We start from the raw sequence: 20,742 nt of genomic DNA, 5'->3' as shown, positions 1-20,742 counted from the left end.
GCATGAAATTCAACGTCAAGAACCTTTTCATGGGCGTGGTGCTCATCATCGTGCTTGCGGTGGTGTTTTTGCGTGGCGACCAGCTGGTGGAGCTGGGCGAGACTATGAAGCAGGGAAGCCCCCTGCCGCTGGTCGCGGCCATCCTTACGCAGCTGGGGAAGTACTTCGCGCAAAGCTTCGCCTATTCGCGCAGCTTCGCCGCCGTGGGCGAGCGTATGGAGCCGAAATCCACGTTGCCGCTGGTCTTCGGCACGTTTTTCATGAACACCATCGCGCCGTCCATGAACCTGGCGGGCACCACGTTGGTGGTCGACGACGCGCGACGGCGCGGCATTCCCGCCGGCAAGGCCACGGGCGCGGCGCTGCTCATGCAGATCACCATCGACGGTGCGTTCTCCACGCTCATGGTGTGCGCGTTCATTTTCCTAGCCGTCACGGTGGGGCTGTCGCCTGTGTGGTTCCTTATGGGCATGGTGGTGTTGTGCTTGGTGGGAACCATGGTTGCGCTGCTTATCCTGGCGCACAAAAAGCCCGATTTGCTTATGCGCCTTTTGCGGCCCGCCGAACGCGTGAGCCGCAAGGTGGTCGGGCGTGTGCGCAAAAAGCCGCTCGAGCCGTGGGCCGAGCGCATCGCGCAGGCGTTTTCCGAGGCCGCCGGCATGATCGGCCACAGCCCCAAACCCACGCTGCAGGCGTACGGATGCTCGCTGATCGCCAGTTTGTGCGAGCTTTCGTGCTTCACGCTGGTGGGCATCGGGTTCGGCGTCGACACAGCACCGGCGCTGGTTTGCGGCTACGTGGTGGCGACGCTGTTCGCCATGATCTCGGTCACACCACAGGGCGTGGGCGTGGTCGAAGCTGCCGTCGTGGTGGCGTTCACCAGCTTCGGCGAGTCGGCGGCGGCTGGTACGGCCATCGGCCTGGTGTATCGCGGCATCGTGTTCTGGATGCCGTTCATCATCGGTGCCGTGCTGATCAACACCACGAAGGCGTTCAAGGGCGACGTGAAGCAGGCGGCGTACGACCAGGATATGGGAGCCGTCGCCGGCACGGCCGCTACTGCGGCGCGCCTGGAGGAAGAGGCGCGCGCCGATGCGGCGCGGTTCAAGCGCGAGGCTGCGTTGCGCTCACGTATGGCGGGCGTGGCGGGTGCGCATGTGGCGCATGGCGGTGCCGCGGTGGCGGGTGCCGCTGCTCAGACGGTACCTTTTGCGGAGGGCGCCGAGTCCGCACCTGCCGCCGATACGGTGCCTTTTGCAGATGGGCATGTGCCTGCGCCTGCCGCTCGGACGGAGCCTTTCGCGGAAGGAGTCGGGTCCGAGCGCGCTAGCGTGACGGTGCCGCTGGATGCGGCGCGGCCGGCAACCGCGGATGATGCGCCGTGCGCACGTGCTGTCGATGCGCCAGCCGGCGATTGGGCTGCCGATCTTCCGGAGGTTTCGCCTTCGGTCACGTCGGGGGATTTGCCCGGGGAAGGTCCGGGTTCGCCAACGTATACTGAAACGGATAAACAATAGGCTGCGGGCCGCGGTTTTCGCGGCCCCTTCGTTTTCGGAGGTTTTCATGACCCTTCTGGATACTCTGCACATCACCTACGACGTGGTCACTCCCGAGCATGTTGAGATGTCCATGCCCATTTCCGAGGAGATTTACCAGCCGCATGGCTTTTTGCACGGCGGCGCAACGCTTGCCCTGCTGGAATCGTGCGCAAGCCGCGGTGCCGAGATGCGCACCGATTTCGACAAGGAGCTGCCGTTCGGCTTGGAGTCCGACATTCGTCACAAGAAGCCGGGCAAATCCGGCATCCTGCACGGTTTCGCCGATCTTGAGCACGAGGATCCCAGCTACGGCGGCCGCAAGCAGTTCTGGCACGTGGTGGCCAAAGACGATGCCGGCGATGTGGTTTCCGAGGGAACCTTCATCACCAAGATCGTCACCAAAGAGCACTTCGCCGAAAAGAAACGCCAGCGCGAACAGCGCTAATCCGGACACATAACCCTACGTCCCCAAAGTGTCCAAACCCTGACAGTTTGGGACGTAGCAACTAAGTGTCCGGATTTTGCTTTGGGGTGCGCGCAGGCGGCTTGTGCGTCTGCGTGCTTGCCCCGGTTGGGTTGGTTTGACTTGTTTGGCTGGTTTCTGCCCTATTTCGAGGGTGCGGTGTTTGTGGCGCTCGGATTTGCTTGGCGGTGCGTTTGGGTTCCGCTGGCAATCCGGGCAGTTCGTGGTGATGGTTGAAGAGAGGAAGCTGCCCATGGAAGCGTTTGTGCGCGAGAGTCTGCTGGAGATGTACGAGACGAACCGCCAGTGGCTTGGCAACCTTGAGCCCGAGGTTATGGAAGAGGGCTTCGTGCGCAATTCGGTCGTCGTGCCTGAGAAGGCCTGCAACTTCTTCGGCAACGCCTTCGGCGGCTACCTTATGAGTTTGGTGGACGTTTGCGGGTGCGCGGCGCCTTGGACGCTGGGCAAGTACGTGGTCACGCAAACCTGCGATGTACATTTCATCAGGGGCGTTATGCTGGGCGAGCACGTGTTCGTCGAGGCGCGCGACGTGCGCACGGGCCGCACGAGCTCCATCGCCGATGTGCGCATTGTCGACGAGCAGGGCAACGTGCGTCTGACCGCTACCGTCACCATGCATATCGTACGCGACATCCAGCCCGAGGATGTGGGCGTCCAGCAGAAGCTCGAGTGAGCGTTTGTTCCCCAGTTGTGGTTTAACTGCAGCAAGGTCGTGACTTTTCAGAAAGGCTTAAGCTGCGGTCGGTATCATGTTCCGAAACGAACGTGAGCCGCACTTTTGCGTGTGCGCAATTCTAGGAAGAACGTGATGGGAGAACCTATCGACACTCATTTCGATAAGCGGGAGACGCCGCAAGGGCGTCATGCGCGCGTTGCGGCCGGCGGGCAAGGTTCGGTTAACGAAACGTCTGCCGTGTCGCGTGCACTTGACGACGCTTCAGAAGCAGCACCGTCCGCTTCGTCGGTCGAATCGCGCGCCGAGCACTGCCCGCTAAATCATGCGACGGAAGCTGCACCGGCCGAGATATCCGTCAGACATCGTCCGCATGGCGACGCAGCCGAAGCGGCGCTGTTCGCCGTTCCGGTCGAGATGCTTGGCGAACAAGATGCAGCTGAGGAACAGGCAGACGCTTCTGCCGAGCGCGGTCGCGCTTTTGCTTCGCATGCGGCTGGCCGTCATGCGCGCGTGGCGATTCCTCGTCCTGCCCGCTCTCGTGGCGAAGGACGGCACAGCGCGGGCTCTTCCCCTGCTGCGCACAACGGCGCGTTCATCAGCGGCGGCGGGGCGGTGATCGGCGGTAGCAGCTGGTCTGTGCGCGGACGTTCGCTGATGGCCGCGGTTGTCGTGGCTGCGGCTGTTTTGGTGCTCGTCGGCGTTCTGGTCACGCACGGCCGTGCCGGCGCAAATGTCGATGGCAGCGGCGACCAGGGCGCCGTGCAGGAAACCCTGGAATCCCAAACGCTAGAGACGGCGTACGCCGCCGACGACTCGGCAGAGGCGGCGCAGCAGGAGCAGTCGCCTCATGACGCTGAAGCGGCGGAAGCAGTTGGTCCCGGCATGCGCCCCGACGACGCGGACGGGTTCTCCCGCAATCGCCGTGACGCCTTAGGCGCGATGGGGCAGGAAGCCGTGGAAGGCTTCGGCTGCGCAAATGTTATGCAGGTGGTCAACTTCACCGGGCTGAACGGCACGAGCGCGAGCGTGCCCGAGCTGTTCCAGTATCCCAGCATGCCGGCAGGGTGCGAGATTTATTCGCTCACCGCGGTTTTGCAGGCAATGGGCCACGACGCCGACCCCGATTCCATCGTGGCGAACCAGCTGCCCTTCGACGTGGAAGGCGACGTTTACGCCTCGGCGTTCTGGGGCGACCCGTACTGGTCGGGCGAGGGTATGCCGCCCGCCATTATGGCGGCGGGCAACGCCTACCTGGAGGAAGCGGGTGCTAGCGAGCGTTTCGCCAACATCACCGGCACCGATTTCGACGAGCTTGCCAGCAAGGCGTCGTTTGGAAAGCCGGTGCTCGTGTGGACCACGCTCGATTTCGAGGACCCGTGCTTCGACGAGCCACTTGAGGCGAATTCCTTCTATGACTTGGAGCATTGCGTGGTGCTAGTGGGCGTGGAGGGCCACCGGGCATGCATCATGGACCCCACGCAGGGCTACGTGACCGTCAACTACGGCTGGTTCAAGTATCTCTACGAGCAGTGCGGATCCATGGCGCTGGCGATTGCGTAAACGGTTCGCGGCTATGCCATGCGCTGAGCGCGTTTCGGACACTTTACGCTACGTCCCCAAAATGTCCATGACAGATTGGGGACGTAGGACTAAGTGCCCGGGCGTCCGGTTTACGTGCTCGCGTACGTTCGCCTCGCTCCATTTCTCCGCTCCATGCTACGCGTCTGTACCGCGTCTCATGTGCGATTTCGGACACATAATGCTATGTCCCTTAAGCGTCCGGGTTCTCTGGGTTCGCGCGTTTGTCGGTGGCGGTGTAGACGCCGATTACGATGACGGCCGCCACCACCAGCATCGCCAGCAGCGCTGCGTACGACACCAGGTAGGTGCCGAACGCCTCGGTCAAAAAGCCTGGCAGGAACGTGAAGATGAACCCGCCCAGCGCGTAGCATACCTGGAAATTCTTGATGGTGCGCGTCTCTTTGCCGCGCGGTGCCAGCTCGATCGACCATACCGAAATGCCCACGGTGCCAAGCGACATGCCGATGCCGAACATGAGCACGCCCAGCCCGGCAAGCCCGGTGTTTCCCATGTCGGACAGGCACAGCACTGCCGTGCCGGCGATATACAGGGCGAAGAAGACCGCCGATCCGCGTTTTGTGCCGAACCGGTCGAACGCCATGCCGCTGACCAGCTTCGCCACCGTCAGGCATGCGCCGTTGACGGCCACGAGAGTGGCGGCGTGCTCGGCGGAGAAGCCCTCGGAGGTGAACAGCACGGCTAGGTAGTTGCCGCCGCCTACCGACACGCAGCCGATGATGATCATGGCCAGGAACAGAAGCGGCATGGCGCGCGGGGAAAGATCTCGGTTGACGTGGCGTTTCCTTACGCGTTCAAGCTGCTGGGCGCTCTTCTCTTGCTCGCGTTTCACCGCCTTCGGGCTTCCCTCGTAGGGGGTAAGGCCCATATCGCGTGGGTCGTTTCGCAGCAGGGCGAACACGGTCACGCCGATGACCAGGGCCAACGCCGCCTCCGCTTTGAACGCGGTCTGCAGGTCGAAAGCGCTGATGAGCGCCACCGCCGCGTTCGGGATGATGATGGCTGCCACGCCCGAGCCAACAGCGGCGACGCCGGCCACGGTGGCGACGTTCGCTCGGAACCAACGGTTGATCAGCATGGTCGAGGCGATCATGCCGCCGAAGCCGTAGCCCAGGCCCGTCAGCGCCGAGGCGCCGCACAGCATGCCGAAGTTGCTGCCGGCGAACGAGTACAGCGCGAACCCGGCGCTGACGCTCAGTGTTGCCAGGAACGCGCCGATGCGGCAATCGACCAGGTCATAGTAGCGTCCAACCACGAGCATGGCCAGAAGCGATACGAACGTGCGCACCGACACGATGATCGACCCACCCGAATGCCCGACGCCCGGCAAGTCGACCAGGTAGGGCTGGTACACGGAGAACGACGTGGAGGGCAGGCCCACGTTCGTGAACAATATCAGGAAGCAGCACACGGCCACCACGGCCTCGTAATGCTGCTTGATCTTGGCGAATAACATGCTTGGGAACCACCTTCGGGACGGTATTGCCGTACCGCGTTTTGCGCGTACGGGTATCTAGCATAACGGGGTCATGTTTCAATCGGCGAAAAGCTGACGGAATCGCGATAATGCGACGGGAGGGACGTGGGTTTGCGGAAGCTTCAAGCTTCCGCAAAAGTCGGGGAAGTGGGGCGGTTCCTATTCAGGCCATATTTCAGGCGGGGTAAAACTGCACCATGCCGGAAACTGCCGCTCGCGTTCTGCTGGGTCTTGTCTTTCGCCAGCTCGCTTGCTGGGGGTTTGCCTGTTGTGCTGGATGACGGCGTGTTAATCTTTTATCTCATGATTGAAATGGAAAACATATCGTTTCGGTCGGCTGTGCGCGTGATTCGGGCTTTTGCGGCGCGCGAGACCGTGCTGGTTGTTGCTGTTGCGGCGGCCTTGGCGTCTTGCGCCCTTGTGCCGCCTGATGCTGGATATGCCGTGTACGTTGATTGGCATACGCTGGCACTGCTGTTCTGCTTGATGGCGGTAGTGTCGGGATTCCGCTCGCTTGGCGTTCTGGATGCCGCGGGGGCATGGCTGGTCGCGCGCGCCCGGACGCAGCGCGCGGTTGCCGGCGTGTTGGTCGGGCTTGCGTTCTTCGCCAGCATGGCGGTGACCAACGACGTCGCGCTCATCACGTTCGTGCCGCTGGCTTTGGTGGTTTTGCGCCGCGCGGGTATGGAGGGCCGCATGTGCCTGGTGGCCACGCTCATGACCATTGCGGCGAACCTCGGCAGCATGTTCACGCCCGTGGGCAATCCGCAGAACCTATACCTGTTCACGGCCTCGGGCATGGGTGTTGGGGAGTTTCTCCGGCTCATGGGGCCGTATACCGCTGCGTCGGCGGCGATGCTTGCGCTCGCTTGCGCGCTGTGCTTTCGAGGCGGCGAAGTGCGCGGGGCTGGCGACGTTGGTCGATTTGCATCATCGGGTGGTTTTGCGTCCGGTGACACCGCCGATAATTCAGCGATGCAGGTTTCGCCCGCGCGCTGGACGACCCCGGAAGGTTCCGCGCCTGATTGCATGCCCGCCCGCTCAGCGAACGGGGCTTCGCCGGCGTCCTCGTCGATTGAATCCGCTTCCCTTGAATGCTTCACCGCCCGCTCGCGTAAGCGGTTGGCGGTGTATGGCGTTTTGTTCGCGTGCTGTTTGGCTGCGGTTTTGGGCGTGCTGGATGTTCGCGTTTTGCTGGCGTTGGTGCTGGTGGGCGTTTCTCTTTCCGATGCAAGCTTATTACGGCGCGTCGACTGGGGGCTGTTGGCCACTTTTGCGGCCCTGTTCGTGTTCGTGGGGAACATGGGCCGCGTTCCGGTGCTCCACGAGGCGCTTTCCGCGGCGGTGGGCGGCAACGCGCTGCTTGCTGCGGTAGGGGGCAGCCAGGTTATCAGCAACGTGCCGGTGGCGGTGCTGCTTTCGGGGTTCACCGATCAGTGGCAGGCGCTGATCGTGGGCACGAACCTGGGAGGTTTGGGCACGCTCATCGCGTCCATGGCAAGCCTCATTACGTTCAAGGCGGTCATGGTGGGCCGCCTCGGCATCCGCGGCCGCTACCTGCTGGTGTTCACCGCGAGCAACGTTGCGTTCTTGGCGGCGTTGCTCGCGCTCGCCGTGGTTTTGGGCGCGATATAAGGACGGGGCTGGACGCAGCCGGTGCATTTGCCACGATGGGCGTCGCGTGCCGTTGCCCTCGCCGATCGCCGACCGTCGACCCCGTCGTTTCCGCTGCTACAGCGTCAGCTTCCCTTCTTCCATCTCGCGGCATACCCTGCGCACTTCATCAAGGAAGATGAGCGTTTGCTTGTTGGGAAGGGTTTCGCGCCACACAAGACCCTGCCACGATTCCACCGCGGGGGAAAGCGGGCGGATGGTGAGGTCGGCATCGCCGCGATAGTCCACCAGACGCTGGTAGATCACCGCTATACCGAACCCCTGTTTCACCAGGTAGCGCGTGTTTAAACCCAGCTGGTATTCCGCTACCACGTGCGTCTGCGCGCGCAGGTCCCCGAACCACTCGGCCAGCTTGCCGAACTTCATGCCCTGCTTCGACGTGATCAGTTCGCGTTTCACCAGGTCCTCCGCGCGCACCGCGCTCTTCTTTGCCAGCGGGTCGTCGGCGCGCATGAGCACGCCCCAGGTGTCGGGTATGGGGAAGCGCAGCACGTTGAGCTTCGCGTGGTCTTGCACCTCGCATTCGAGCATCACGTCGAAGTAGCCTTTGACCAGGCGGTCTTTCAAATCGGCGGTGGTGCCGCTCGACAAGTTGAAGGTGATTCCGGGGTGCTGGGCGTGCACGCGGCGCATGGCCTCGGCGACGATTCCCATCAGGTACGTCTCGCCCGCTCCGATGTGTACCACGCCGCGCACCTCCGAGTCGGCGGGCTTCATGTCCTCGGCGGCCTTGTTCGCCAAGTCGATGATGCTGCGCGCGTAGCGTTGCAGCATGATGCCGTGGTCGGTCAGCTCGATGCCCTTGTGGTTGCGCGTGTACAGCTGCCGGCCGAATTCCGTTTCCAGCGCGGCAAGCTGGCGCGAAAGCGTGGGCTGCGTGACGTGCAGCGCCTTGGCCGCGTCGGTGATGCTGCCTTCGCGTGCGACGGCCAGGAAGTACTCAAGCGTTCTTAGTTCCATACGGTTAACATCCTTTCCGACCTCGACCTATGCCTTGCAGGCATGGTACGACGTACATTATAGGCAATTTCAATCGACTGCGCACGCTCGCATAATCCGTCTCAGAGGGTAAGCACGAAACGAGAGGAGCGAATCCATGTCGATGCTGGATAAGAGCATGGGTCGTCGCAGCTTTTTGCGCGCAAGCGCCGGGGCCGTTGCCGCCATGGCCGCCTATGAGGCCGTCGGCGTGTCGAAGGCTTACGCCGCCGCGCAGTCCGAAGCGGACGGCTACGACAAAGTGGCAAGCGATGCCCAGGTCACAAGCGGGGCGGGCCAATGGGTGCCCATCCATTGCCATCAGAACTGCAACCAGATGTGCAACAACATGGGCTACGTGGTGGACGGCGTGGTGGTGCGCCAGAAAACCGACGACAGCCGCGAGGATAGCTGGGATTGCCCGCAGCAGCGCAGCTGCCTGCGCGGGCGCTCGCTGCGCCAGCAGGTGTACAACGGCGACCGCCTGAAGTACCCCATGAAGCGCAAGCACTGGCAGCCCGGCGGCGGCGAGAACGCCCATGGCGAGCTGCGCGGCCGCGACGAGTGGGAGCGCATCAGCTGGGACGAGGCGCTCACGTACGTGACCGACGAGCTTAAGCGCGTCTACCGCGAGTATGGGCAGAACGCCGTCATCTGCAACGGCTGGCGCTGGGCTCCGGCATCGGCGATGTTCCCCGTCATCGGCGGCGCGGTGTACAACACAGAGACCGAGTCGTTCGGCTGCTGGGCGTTTCAAACGGAGGCGCTGGGCATGTACAGCTGGGGCGACCATCCCGACCTGATGATGGCGCCCGACAAGTACGACCTTCCCAACGCCGACAACATCATCCTGTACGGTTGCAACCCCGGTTGGGCGCAGCATACCGCCATGCAGTCGCTGGAGCATGCCAAGGAAGCCGGCGTGAACTTCGTGTACGTGGGCCCGAGCTACAACATTACCGCCTCGGCGCTCGGCGCGCGCTGGATTCGCGTGCGTCCCGGCACCGACACGGCGTTTTTGCTGGGCGTCATGTACGAGATGCTGCGTTTGGACGACGAGCGCGGCAACATCATCGACTGGGATTTCCTGGCCGAGCGCTGCGTGGGCTTCACGGCCGAGACCATGCCCGAGGACGCCAGCACCGACGAGAACATGCGCGGTTACATCCTGGGCGAGTACGACGGCGTGCCGAAAACGCCCGAGTGGGCCAGCGAGATCTGCGGTACCCCGGTCGAGGACATCACCTGGTACGCCGAGATGGCCGGCAAGGACAACAAGGACATGTTCCTGCACAGCTATGCCGCGTCGCGTTACCTTGGCGCGGAAAACCTTTCGCAGGCGTTCATGACCGTCTCTGCCATGGGCGGGCATTTCGGCAAGTCGGGCCATGGCTCGGCCGCCATTTACACGTGGGATGCCGGCGATTCGGGCTACCGCATGGTGTCGCAGTCGTCCAACCCCATCTACGGCTACATCGATGCGCTGGTGGCGGCCCCGAAGGCGACGGGCCCGAACCGCTGCATCGAGGGCAACTCCTGGTGGAGCTCCCTTGAGAAGGGCGAGTACATCTCCACGTCCGAGGGCCCTTATGACCTGGGGTCGGGCGACGACAAGACCAAGCTGCGCAACAACACGCCCACGTATCATGAGGCGCGCCGCATGCCGGTCAACCCGCGCCTTCTGTTCCAAACGTGCAGCAACTTCATGCAGACGCGCGGCGATCTGCCCACGGCCATCCGCGTGATGCGCCAAGCCGACACGTGCATCTCGCTTGAGATCAAGTTCTCGCTGACCGCCCAGTTCGCCGACATCCTGCTGCCGGTCGCCGCGCATTGGGAGGGCAACGACGACGAGAGCTGGGGCGAGCTGTGCTGGCCTTCGGCCTTCGGCGACGGCAACGGCCAAAAGCAGCGCAAGGACGCCATCCTGGCGTGGAAACCGCTGATCAAGCCGATGTACGAGGCGCGTGAAGAGAAGCGTATCTGCCGCGAGATCATCGAACGCATGGGCTACGACCCCGATGAGGCCTACCCGAAGACCAACTACGACCAGTGGCTGGGCTACTTCCTGGGCAAGCGCGTGCTGCGCGACGACCTTTCCGCATGGGAGCCCATGCTCACCTGGACGGCCGCCGACAACGCCAAGTACCACGCCGATTTCCCCGAGCAGCAGGGCCTCATGGGCTTCGACGAGTTCATGGAGAAAGGCTCGTTCGTGGTGCGCCGCTCCGAGGGCGACCGACGCAACTACGTGGGCTATCGCGACGACAAGCTGGGCATGGACGAGGATGACAACGTCACCGTGATCGATCCTGCCTGGCCGCGTCCTTCGCAGTCCGGCAAGCTGGAGATCTACTGCCAGTTCAAGGCCGACAACGTGAACAAAACCGGCCTGGCCGACGAGCCCATCAAGCCTTACGCGAACTACTTCGTGCCGCGCCGCGGTTACCAGGAGACGTTTGCGAACTGGGATACGAAGGAGAAGGCGAAGTACCCGCTGCAGGCGTACACGCCGCACTACATGCGCCGTGCGCACAGCTGCTACGACAACATGCCGTGGACGCAGGAGGCGTTCCGCAACCCGGTGTTCATGAACGCCGCTGATGCGGCCGAGCGCGGCATCAAGGCCGGTGACACGGTCATGTGCTTCAACGACTTCGGCAAGATGCTGCGCCATGCGCAACCGCTTGAGTCCATGATGCCGGGCACCGTGGCCATCCCGCACGGCGTGCATTCGGTGCTTGACGAGACGAACCCCGACGACATCATCGACCGCGGCGGCTCGGAGCAGATGCTTTCCGACGGCACCCAGTCGAACTACTTCAACCAGGTCGACGGCTATAACAGCCTGCTCATCGACATCAAGAAGTACGACGGCGAGGCGCTTGAGGAAGACTACGAGCGCGCACCGTTCTTGGCTGCGGGCGTGGATGCCGAAGACACGCCGGCCTACGTCGCCGACAAGTCCGTTGTGTACGCCGAGCGTCGTTAAGGTAGGAGGAGCAGAATATGGCTTTGGGATTTTACTTGGACGCAACGCGCTGCATCGGGTGCCGCACGTGCCAGGTTGCGTGCAAAGACCGCCGCAACATCCAGGCCCCCGGCGCGCGCCCGCGCCGCGTGGAATCGTTTGAGATGGGAACCTACCCGCAGGTGGGGATGTTTCATCTGTCGGTGGGGTGCAACCATTGCGATGACCCCGCGTGCGTGGCGAACTGCCCGACGCTTGCCATGCACAAGACGTCCGATGGCATCGTGCTGCATGACGACGCGCGCTGCGTGCAGTGCAAAAACTGCATGACGGTGTGCCCGTACGGCGCTCCGCAATGGGATGCCGACGCGCAGATGATCGTGAAGTGCGATTCATGCTATGACCTGCGCAAAGCCGGCATGAACCCCACATGCGTCGACGCGTGCCCCACGCGCGCGCTGAAGTTCGGCGACATCGACGAGCTGCGCCGCGAATACGGAAGCGATTGCGTCAGCGAGCTGCCCGTGCTCGGCAGCGCCGACCGCACGCACCCGAACCTGTTGGTGCGCCCGAGCGATGCGGCAGCGAATCCGGCGTTTACCGAGGTCGTGCTGTGAGCACGCTTGAGGCCGAAGCCGCCGGCGCGGCGGAGCTGCTTGCGGCGCGGGCATGGCTTTACGAGCTGGCGCACAAGTGCTTGGGCGGCGAGCCTAGCCGAGAGCTGTTGGTCGAGCTCTGCGGGCCGTGCACGCGCGCGGCGGTTTCGGCGTACGCGCAGGACTGCGAGCAGATGGCCGGATTGGCGAAGCTGTTAGACGAGCTTGCCGCCCAGGATGCGGATCGTGCGCTGGGTGCCGTGCATGACGAGTACACGCGCGTGTTCGAAGGGCCCGGCGCGTTGCCGGCGCCGCCGTACCGCGCGCCCTATACGGGCAGCCGTGACGCGGCGCTGTTCCAGCAAGCTACGCTCGACGTGCGGGCGCTGTACCGTGCGCAAGGCGTGCGCATGCGCCGTGAGCAGGCCGTTCCCGACGATCATGTGGCCGCGCTGCTTGATTTTGCGGCCCGGCGGGCGGCGGCCCTGTTCGATGCGTTCGCCGCCGGCGATGCCGGCTTCGCGGATGCGGCCCGCGCGCAGCACGAGATGGTGCAGGGGTATCTGGCCGACTGGCTCGGGGAGTACGCGCGGCTCGTGCGCAATTCCCGTGCAGGCTCGCAGGCGGTCCTCTATCCGCAGCTGCTTGAAGCGATTGCTGCGTTTGTCCAGATAGATAGCGTGTTTCTGGGCGAGGTGGCGTATTGGTTCGAACAGGTCGCAGAGCCCGGGCGCAAGCCTGAGGGCGAAAGCGCGGCCGAGGATGCAGGCGGCGGCAAGCGCGTTGCTGCGTGTACGGCTGCCGCATGCGGGACCGGTTCCGCTGCCGAGCTGCGCGAGGCTGTGCGGCAGCTGTCCGGGTTGCGCTTGGCCGGCCTTGCAGATAACGAATTGACCGAACTCGATCGATTGGAAGGTTGATCGCATGATTTCAGAATTCCCGCTTTTCGCGTTCACCACGCTCACGGGGCTGGGCGCGGGCGCGTCGCTGGCGTCGGCGGTGTTCCCCGAACGTGGCGAAAACAAGCGAGCCTGGTTGTTTCCGCTGGTGATGCTTGCGCTTATGGCCGTGGGCGCGTTGGCTTCCGTGACGTACCTGGGACGTCCGCAGTATATGGTGTACATGCTGGCGAACCTCACGTCCTCGCTGGTGATGGAGGGCATCTTCGCCGGGCTGACGTGCGTGGCGCTTATCGTCGACGTGGCGCTGGCGGCGAAGTCCGCGGCCGTTAACCGTGCGGTGCGCATCGTGGCGACGGTGCTTGCCGTGCTGCTCATGTTCGTGCAGGCCTACGCGTATGCCGGAAGCTACGGCAACGCTGCGTGGGCTGCGGCAAGCGTGTGGCCGTTCTTCGTGCTGGGCTCGGTCGGCTGCGGTTTTGCGCTGTGGGCATTGTTTGCGCAGGTGGGCGACTGCTTTGCGAAAGCGTGCGGTGTTGTGGCCGCGTTGGCGGCGTTGTCGTTTGCCTGGGAAGCGGCCACGTTTGCGGGCGCCGGCGCCGATGCTGCGCTGCTGATCGTGGGCGCGGTGCTGGCCGCCGCTGCCGCAGCGTGTGCGCTGGCGAAGGGCTTCGCGGGTGCGAAGCTGCCGTGGAGCGTGGTTGCGGTTGCGGCTGTGGTGGCGCTTGCCGTGGCGCGTTATGGTTTCTACGCTGCAAGCATTTTGTAGGATGATCCGCGCATAGACGTTGCGTTGGACGGCGAGCGGCCCGAGGGTTCTCCTTCGGGCCGCTTTTGCGGTTGCGGGCGGCTTATAGATAGCTGCCGGTCAGGCTGGCGGGGTTTTGGGCGATTTGCGCCGGGGTTCCGTGTGCCACTACGCGGCCGCCCGCTTGGCCGCCGCCCGAGCCCATGTCCACCACGTAGTCGGCGTTGCGGATGAAGTCCAGGTCGTGCTCGATCACCACCACGGTGGCGCCTTGCTCCACCAGGTGCTGGAACACGTTCAGCAGCGTGCGCACGTCGCGCGGGTGCAGGCCGATGGTGGGCTCGTCGAACACGAACAGCGCCCCGTCCTGGGCTTTGCCCATTTCGCTGGCCAGCTTCAGGCGCTGCGCCTCGCCGCCGGAGAGCGCCGGCGTGGCCTCGCCGAGCGTGAGGTAGCCGAGCCCTAGGTCGTGCAGCGTTTGCAGCATGGCGTGCGCCTTCTTGAGGCCAGCGCACGCGACGAGCGCTTCGTCGATGCTCATGGCCATGAGCTGCGCGAGCGTGTGCCCGTTCCAGGTGATGGCGTCGGCGTCGCCGCTGTAGCGGCGGCCGCGGCAATCGGGGCAGGGGACGTCCACGTCGGGAAGGAACTGCACGTCAAGCGACACCTGGCCGGTGCCGTCGCAGGTGGGGCAGCGCAGCTTGCCGGTGTTGTAGGAGAACGCGCCCGCCTTCAGGCCGGCGGTTTTTGCCTCCTCGGTGCGAGCGAATGCGCGGCGCAAGTCGTCGAGCACTCCGCAGTAGGTGGCGACGGTCGAGCGCACATTCGCGCCGATGGGCGTTGCGTCGATGAGCTGCGCGCGGACGATGCTGGCGGGGTCGATCCCGCGCATGCTGGCGGGAAGCGTTTCGCCAGCGTTTGCGCTGTTCAGTGCGGGAATCAGCTCCTCGAGCACCAGCGTGGTCTTGCCGCTTCCCGATACGCCGGTGACCGCTGTCAACCGGTTAACGGGCAGGTCTACCGACAGCGCATGCACGGTGTGCAGCACGTTGGTCTCCAAGTGGATGGTGCCGCGCTCGAACAGCTGGTTTTCCGGGCAGCGCGGGCGCACATTCGCCATGGGGTCGGATGTGGGCGCGGCGTGTTCGGCTGCCTCGGTCTGCGGCAGCGTTTCTCCAGTCGCGGTAACCGCTCCAGTTTCCGTTTGCGAACGCGACTCGAGCCCATTGCCGCGCGTCGGCGCGTCCGTGGCGTTTCCCGCTTCACCCTTCGCCGGCAAGTACCGCCCGATCAGCGAGCGATTATCTGCCCGCAGCTCCGTCGGCGTTCCGCACGCCACCACGTGCCCGCCGTCGGCTCCGGCATCCGGGCCCATTTCCACCAGGTAGTCCGCCGCGGCCAGGATGCGCGTGTCGTGATCGACCATCACCACCGAGTTGCCGTCGGCCAACAGGTCGCGTATGACGCCCAGCAGGCCGTCGATGTTGGCGGGGTGCAGGCCGATCGAGGGCTCGTCCAGCACGTAGAGCACGCCGGTGGTGCGGTTGCGCACGGCGCGCGCCAGCTGCACGCGCTGGCGTTCGCCGGTGGACAGCGTGGAGCCCGCGCGTTCGAGCGACAGGTAGCCCAGCCCCAGCTCAAGCAGCCGTCGCGCCGTATGTTGGAACGACTCGCAGATAGAGATCGCCATGGGGCGCAGGTCCGGCGCCAGCGTTTCCGGGACGCCGTCTACCCAGGTCACGGCTTCGTCGAGCGTCATCTCGCATGCCTTCGCCAGGTTTATCCCGCGCACGATCGGGCCGCGCGCCGCCGCCGACAGGCGCGTCCCTTCGCAATCCGGGCACGGCCCTTCGGTCAGGAAGCGGGCAACGCGCGCCAGGCCCTTCTCGTCCTTCGCCTTTGCCAGCGCGTTCTCCACGGTGTAGACGGCGTTGTAGTAGGTGAAGTCGAGCTCGGCGAAGTTGTCGCCCTTCTTCGCCTTGTACAGGATATGCTTTTTCTCGGCGGGGCCGTGGAAGACGATGTCGCGCTCCTCGGGCGTGAGCTCGGAAAACGGCACGTCAAGGCGTACGCCCATCTCGCCGCACACCTGCTTCATGAGGTCCCACATCAGGCTTCCCCAGGGAAGCACCGCGCCCTCGTTGATGGTTTTGCTCTCGTCGGGGACCAGCGCCGCCTCGTTCACGCGCCGTACGGTGCCGGTGCCGCCGCACGTGGGGCAGGCGCCGCCGCTGTTGAAGGCAAGGTCCTCCGCGCCGGGGCCGAAGAAGGTCTTTCCGCAGGTCGCGCACGTGATCGGCTGCTCGGCGGCCACCGACATGGAGGGCGGGGCGTAGGCGCCGCAGTGCGGGCACGGGTGGCTGCCCACGCGGCTGAACAGCAGGCGCAGGCTGTTCAGCAGCTCGGACATGGTGCCGAAGGTGCTGCGCACGCCGGGGACGCTCGGACGCTGGTGCAGCGCCAGCGCGGCGGGGACGTAGCGTACTTCGTCGACGTCGGCGCGCGCGGCTTGCCCCATGCGGCGGCGCGTGTACGTGGACAGCGCCTCCAGGTAGCGACGCGAGCCTTCCGCGTACAAAACGCCCAGGGCCAGCGAGCTTTTCCCGCTGCCCGACACGCCGCACACGCCCACCAACTGGCCTAACGGGATGTCGACGTTCACGTTCCGCAGGTTATGGACGCGCGCCCCGCGCACCTCGATATGCGTAGGGCTGGCGGGCGCAATGCTGGTTTTGCTGGTGGGCAGGTGGTTCATGGCGATGCCTTTCAGGCGACGGCGTGACGATGCCTTCCATTATAAGGCGAGCCCGGGGTGGGGATGCCGCTTCCCCGAAGTGTCCGGGGTGTGTGCTTGTTTGATTGGCGGAGGTTGGCGCTTGTACAATGGGTTTGACATCTACCGGGTCATCCAGACGAGAGGATATTCCTATGAGCAAGGTTTTGCTGGTCAACGGCAGCTCGCGGCAGGAGGGCAACACGTCGGTTGCGCTCGCCGAGGTTGCCGCCGCGCTTGAGGGGCACGGCGTTGAGACGGAAACCATGTGGCTGGGCAACAAGCCCGTCAACGACTGCATCGCCTGTGGCAAGTGCGCCGAGCTGGGCGGGAAGTGCGTCATCGCAAACGACGTGGTCAACGAGCTGATTGCCAAGGCCGCGCAGGCCGACGGCTTCGTCTTCGGCACGCCGGTGTACTATGCGCACCCCTCGGGCCGCATCCTGTGCGCGCTCGATCGCGCGTTTTACGCAGGTGGCGCAGCGTTTCGCCATAAGCCCGGCGCGGCGGTGGCCGTTGCGCGCCGCGGCGGCACCACGGCGTCGTTCGACGTGCTGAACAAGTACTTCACCTTCTGCGAGATGCCCGTCGTGTCGTCCACCTACTGGAACAACGTGCACGGACGCCTGCCGGGCGAGGCAGCGCAGGACGCGGAGGGCCTGCAGACCATGCGCAACATCGGGCAGAACATGGCGTGGCTGCTCAAGTGCATCGAAGCCGGGAAGGCCGCGGGCGTCGACGTCCCCGTTGCCGAGCGCGGCCAGATGACGAACTACATCCGCTAGCTCAGGCGGCTAGACGACGAGCTAGCTCCGCTAGTTCGCGCGGTCGGATGACGAACCGCGTCCGCTATCTCGATCGGCCAGATTGCGAACCGCATCCGCTAACTGCCTGGTTCCGCGCCGTTATTTGACGCATTCGTGAAGCGCCGGCCTTGTGCCGGCGCTTCCGTGTTAAATCCGGGAACCTCTACGTTACATTTCGGAAATCTTGGGGAAATCCGCCGCAAAATGGGCCCGTATGAAAACTGCGGCGGTCGCGGTCGCGCCGCCGCTTGCGGAAACCGAACGTGCAAGGAGGCCCTTCGTGGCTAAGGTCAACCCGAATTATCAGAAACTTCCCGGCAGCTATTTGTTCTCCGAGATCGCCCGCCGTACCGCCGCGTACTCCGAGGCGCATCCCGAGGCGAAGCTCATCAAGATGGGCATCGGCGACGTTACGCGCCCGCTGGTCCCGGCAGTCATCGAGGCGATGCACGCTGCCGTCGAGGACATGGCCAAGTCTGAGACCTTCCACGGCTATGGCCCTGAGCAGGGCTACGATTTCCTGCGCGCCGCCATCGTCAAGCGCGATTTCCACGCGCTCGGCGTCGACATCGCCGACGACGAGATCTTCATCTCCGACGGCGCAAAGTCCGACTGCGGCAACATCGGCGACATCCTGGACGTTGACAACGTGGTGGCCGTGTGCGACCCGGTGTATCCCGTGTATGTCGACTCCAACGCCATGGCCGGCCGCGCGGGCGACTACGACGAAGCCGCCGAGCGCTGGACGAACATCGTGTACATGCCCACCACCGCAGAGAACGGCTTTTGCCCGGCGCTCCCCGAGGGCCGCGCGGACGTCATCTACCTGTGCAGCCCGAACAACCCCACCGGCACGGTGCTCAACGCCGAGCAGCTGAAGGCATGGGTCGATTACGCCAACGCCAACGACGCCATCATCATGTTCGATGCCGCCTACGAGCGCTTCATCACCGAAGAGGGCGTGCCGCACTCCATCTATGAGGTTGAAGGCGCCAAGACCTGCGCCATCGAGTTCCGCTCGTTCTCCAAGACGGCGGGCTTCACCGGCGCGCGCTGCGGCTACACCGTGGTGCCCAAGGAGCTGGTCCGCGACGGCCAGAGCCTCAATGCCATGTGGAACCGTCGCCAGTGCACGAAGTTCAACGGTGCCAGCTACATCATCCAGCGCGGTGCCGCGGCCATCTACACCGAGGAAGGCGAGCGCCAGATCGAGGAGACGCTTGCGTACTACCGTAACAACGCACGCGTGATCAAGGAGGGTCTCGAGGCCGTCGGGTTCACCGTGTATGGTGCGGTGAACAGCCCGTATATCTGGTGCAAGACGCCTGAGGGCGTGGGCAGCTGGGAGTTCTTCGACAAGCTGCTGACCGAGGCTAACATCATCACCACGCCGGGCGCAGGCTTCGGCCCCTCGGGCGAGGGATACGTGCGCCTGACCGCCTTCGGCGATGCCGACGCCACGGTCGAGGCCATGGAGCGCATCCAGAAGCTCATGGGGGAGTAGAGACGGCGGGCGATCGTTTGCTGGTGCTGCAATTGCGATTGCCATAGCGTACGCGGTAGCTTTGGCGTATATAGCCGCCGTTGCGTGCATAGTTGTCGAAAAAGGGGGCCTGTGGCCCCTTTTTCGTATGCTTGGATGCGCTTGCAGGGGACACGACAACCCACCAGCGCAAGGTATATCCAGCTATATAAAGGTAACCGGTGTAAACCGGTTACCGGGCAGTGATCTACAGGGCTTAGGAGCCAAAAGGGGTCGAAAACTGTGCATTTTCTGCACAGTGAGTGAATGAGTCATTATTTGTGGCATATAACGCCACGGATGGGGAATAAGCGACGTAAGAGAATTATCTATATCGGCAGTTATTTCTCTTGTTTGCGGTTCTTGCCTGATTTGCATTCTTAGCCCACGCGGACATCAGAGCCGCGTGGGCTACCTGTTCCTATTGCTAGCAGCCCTCAGCCGCCGTTGCGCCCTATGCCTGCGGGGCGCTTGCGGGCGCCTCGCCATGCGCCGACGCAGCGCCGCCTTCGGACGCCCCGGCCTCGTCGGCATAGCTGCGCTTCTTCAACAGCATCGATACCGCCAGTGCGGCAACTGCGAGCACTAGGGTGAACGTGAAACCCCAGTGCACGCCGTTGGTGAACGCGATCGCGCTGCCTTCCGCGTTTGCCGCCTGGCCCATGCCCAACAGGCTGGTGGCGACGGCGGTGGCAACGGCGCCGAGCACCTGCTGCAGGGTGTTCATCATGGTGGAGCCGTCCGCGTTCATGCTGTGCGGCAGCGAGTTCAGGGCGCTCGTCTGGCTCGGCGACATGGCCAGCGGCACGCCGATCATCAGGATTACGTGAGCGCAAACCACATACGCGATGGGCGTTTCGGGCGTCGCCAGCAGGAACATCACCGTGCCGGCGATGGACAGGGCGAAACCGACGCGCGCCGGGATGCGGGCGCCGATGCGGTCGTACAGACCGCCGGCGATAACGGACACGATGCAATTCACCATGCCGCCGGGCAGCATGAGCATGCCGGTCATGGCAACGGGCAAAAGCATGCCGCTTTGGATGTACTGCGGCAACAGATACATGGCAGAAAGCGTGATGCCGAAGTTCAGCATCACCAACGTCACGCCTACGCGGTAGCCCTGCTGGCGGAATACGCGCACATCAAGCACGGGAGTCTCCATGTGCAGCTGGCGATACACGTACGCGGCAATGCAGACCGCGCCGATGACCAGCGCGGACACCACCTCGACGCTGGTCCATCCGTACAGGCTGGCAAGCCCGGCGCCCAGCACCACGCCGCCGAATCCCAGGCACGAGAGCACGCACGAAAGCACATCGACGCGGGGGCGCGTCAGATTGTAAGGGTTCACCAGGAACTTCGCTGCGAACACCATGGCCACGGCCAGCACCACGGCGAAGGTGAAGAAGATGAAGCGCCAGCTCAGAGCACCCAGGATAATGCCCGAGAGGGTTGGGCCGATGGCAGGGGCGAACATGATGATGAGCGCCGTCAAGCCCATGGCAGCGCCGATCTTCACCGGTGGGAACACCTCAAGTACCAGGGCGAACATCATGGGCAGCACCAGGCCGGTGCCCACGCCTTGCACCAAACGGCCCGCCAACATCACCTCGAAGCTGGGGGCGAATCCGCTGATCAGCGAGCCGACGAAGAAGGCGCCTAGCGCGAACAGCGTGAGCTTGCGCACGCTGAACCACTTCATGAGCAGGCTGGCGAAGGGCAGCACGATGCCGATGACCAGCATATATCCGATGACTACCCACTGCATGACGGCCATGTCGACGCCGAACGCCTCGGTCAGCTGCGGCAGCGCGATGTTGAGCGACGTTTCGCTGAACATACCCGTGAAACCGCCCAGATACAGGCCCATCATGGTCAAGTAGGGGTGCGCAACCTCGATGTGCGCCTTATGGGGATCAAAACCTTGCATACTGTTTCCGTACATTCCTTTCCGACTTTTGCGTAGCACCTGACCGGGCGCAAAAGAGCCCGAACAAA

Annotated in this window: 15 protein-coding genes; 11 read left to right on the top strand and 4 right to left on the bottom strand. The window is 64.0% G+C overall.

The features are described from left to right. Positions 1–2: 2 nt before the first annotated feature. The 4 genes from RDW26_RS03010 to RDW26_RS02995 all read left to right on the top strand — a co-directional run bounded on the left by RDW26_RS03010 (position 3) and on the right by RDW26_RS02995 (position 4,258). Positions 3–1,517: a lysylphosphatidylglycerol synthase transmembrane domain-containing protein gene (locus tag RDW26_RS03010; protein ID WP_307982466.1), complete on the top strand. Its 1,515-nt coding sequence runs from the start codon at positions 3–5 to the stop codon at positions 1,515–1,517. 46 nt (positions 1,518–1,563) lie between these two features. After that, positions 1,564–1,983, top strand: a complete 420-nt coding sequence (locus RDW26_RS03005; RefSeq protein WP_298629414.1) for a PaaI family thioesterase — start codon at positions 1,564–1,566, stop codon at positions 1,981–1,983. Between the two features lie 271 nt (positions 1,984–2,254). Continuing rightward, positions 2,255–2,695, top strand: a complete 441-nt coding sequence (locus RDW26_RS03000; protein ID WP_298629413.1) for a PaaI family thioesterase — start codon at positions 2,255–2,257, stop codon at positions 2,693–2,695. Between the two features lie 135 nt (positions 2,696–2,830). Continuing rightward, on the top strand, positions 2,831–4,258 hold the full coding sequence (locus RDW26_RS02995) for a C39 family peptidase (RefSeq protein WP_307982465.1): 1,428 nt from the start codon (positions 2,831–2,833) through the stop codon (positions 4,256–4,258). A 211-nt stretch (positions 4,259–4,469) separates the two neighbouring features. On the opposite strand, the gene RDW26_RS02990 is transcribed toward RDW26_RS02995, so the two are convergent. Then, positions 4,470–5,753, bottom strand: coding sequence for an MFS transporter (locus RDW26_RS02990; protein WP_307982464.1), 1,284 nt, complete (start codon positions 5,751–5,753; stop codon positions 4,470–4,472). 333 nt (positions 5,754–6,086) lie between these two features. On the opposite strand from RDW26_RS02990, the gene RDW26_RS02985 reads away from it, so the two are divergent. Then, positions 6,087–7,409, top strand: a complete 1,323-nt coding sequence (locus RDW26_RS02985) for an SLC13 family permease (RefSeq protein ID WP_307982463.1) — start codon at positions 6,087–6,089, stop codon at positions 7,407–7,409. 96 nt (positions 7,410–7,505) lie between these two features. Here the strand turns inward: RDW26_RS02985 and RDW26_RS02980 are convergent, their stop codons facing one another. Further along, positions 7,506–8,408, bottom strand: coding sequence for a LysR family transcriptional regulator (locus RDW26_RS02980; RefSeq protein ID WP_307982462.1), 903 nt, complete (start codon positions 8,406–8,408; stop codon positions 7,506–7,508). A gap of 136 nt (positions 8,409–8,544) precedes the next feature. On the opposite strand from RDW26_RS02980, the gene RDW26_RS02975 reads away from it, so the two are divergent. The 4 genes from RDW26_RS02975 to RDW26_RS02960 are packed head-to-tail and all read left to right on the top strand — an operon-like array spanning position 8,545 to position 13,661. After that, complete coding sequence (locus RDW26_RS02975; protein WP_307982461.1) at positions 8,545–11,418, top strand: molybdopterin-dependent oxidoreductase; 2,874 nt, start codon at positions 8,545–8,547, stop codon at positions 11,416–11,418. Positions 11,419–11,435: 17 nt separating this feature from the next. Next, positions 11,436–12,014 carry a 4Fe-4S dicluster domain-containing protein gene (locus tag RDW26_RS02970; protein WP_307982460.1) on the top strand — a complete coding sequence of 193 codons (579 nt, stop codon included), beginning with the start codon at positions 11,436–11,438 and terminating at the stop codon, positions 12,012–12,014. After that, entirely contained in the window at positions 12,011–12,913 is a 903-nt protein-coding gene (locus tag RDW26_RS02965; RefSeq protein WP_307982459.1) for a molecular chaperone TorD family protein, read from the top strand. Before RDW26_RS02970 ends, RDW26_RS02965 begins: the two co-directional genes overlap by 4 nt. Before the next feature lie 4 nt (positions 12,914–12,917). Further along, positions 12,918–13,661, top strand: a complete 744-nt coding sequence (locus RDW26_RS02960) for a DmsC/YnfH family molybdoenzyme membrane anchor subunit (protein ID WP_307982458.1) — start codon at positions 12,918–12,920, stop codon at positions 13,659–13,661. Between the two features lie 82 nt (positions 13,662–13,743). On the opposite strand, the gene RDW26_RS02955 is transcribed toward RDW26_RS02960, so the two are convergent. Beyond that, complete coding sequence (locus tag RDW26_RS02955; protein WP_307982457.1) at positions 13,744–16,395, bottom strand: ATP-binding cassette domain-containing protein; 2,652 nt, start codon at positions 16,393–16,395, stop codon at positions 13,744–13,746. 173 nt (positions 16,396–16,568) lie between these two features. Here RDW26_RS02955 and RDW26_RS02950 point away from each other — a divergent pair, with 173 nt between their 5' ends. Together RDW26_RS02950 and RDW26_RS02945 are read left to right on the top strand one after the other, a co-directional pair. Continuing rightward, entirely contained in the window at positions 16,569–17,198 is a 630-nt protein-coding gene (locus tag RDW26_RS02950) for a flavodoxin family protein (RefSeq protein ID WP_307982456.1), read from the top strand. A 301-nt stretch (positions 17,199–17,499) separates the two neighbouring features. Continuing rightward, positions 17,500–18,723, top strand: coding sequence for an LL-diaminopimelate aminotransferase (locus tag RDW26_RS02945; RefSeq protein WP_042435809.1), 1,224 nt, complete (start codon positions 17,500–17,502; stop codon positions 18,721–18,723). A 472-nt stretch (positions 18,724–19,195) separates the two neighbouring features. Here RDW26_RS02945 and RDW26_RS02940 read toward each other — a convergent pair whose 3' ends face one another. Then, positions 19,196–20,674, bottom strand: a complete 1,479-nt coding sequence (locus RDW26_RS02940; RefSeq protein ID WP_307982455.1) for an MDR family MFS transporter — start codon at positions 20,672–20,674, stop codon at positions 19,196–19,198. Positions 20,675–20,742: the final 68 nt, after the last annotated feature.

Source organism: uncultured Senegalimassilia sp., assembly GCF_902464545.1.
In the GTDB taxonomy this organism is placed as follows: domain Bacteria; phylum Actinomycetota; class Coriobacteriia; order Coriobacteriales; family Eggerthellaceae; genus Senegalimassilia.
The sequence above is the reverse complement of the archived record's forward strand: the minus strand, read 5'-3'. Positions and strand labels throughout refer to the sequence as shown.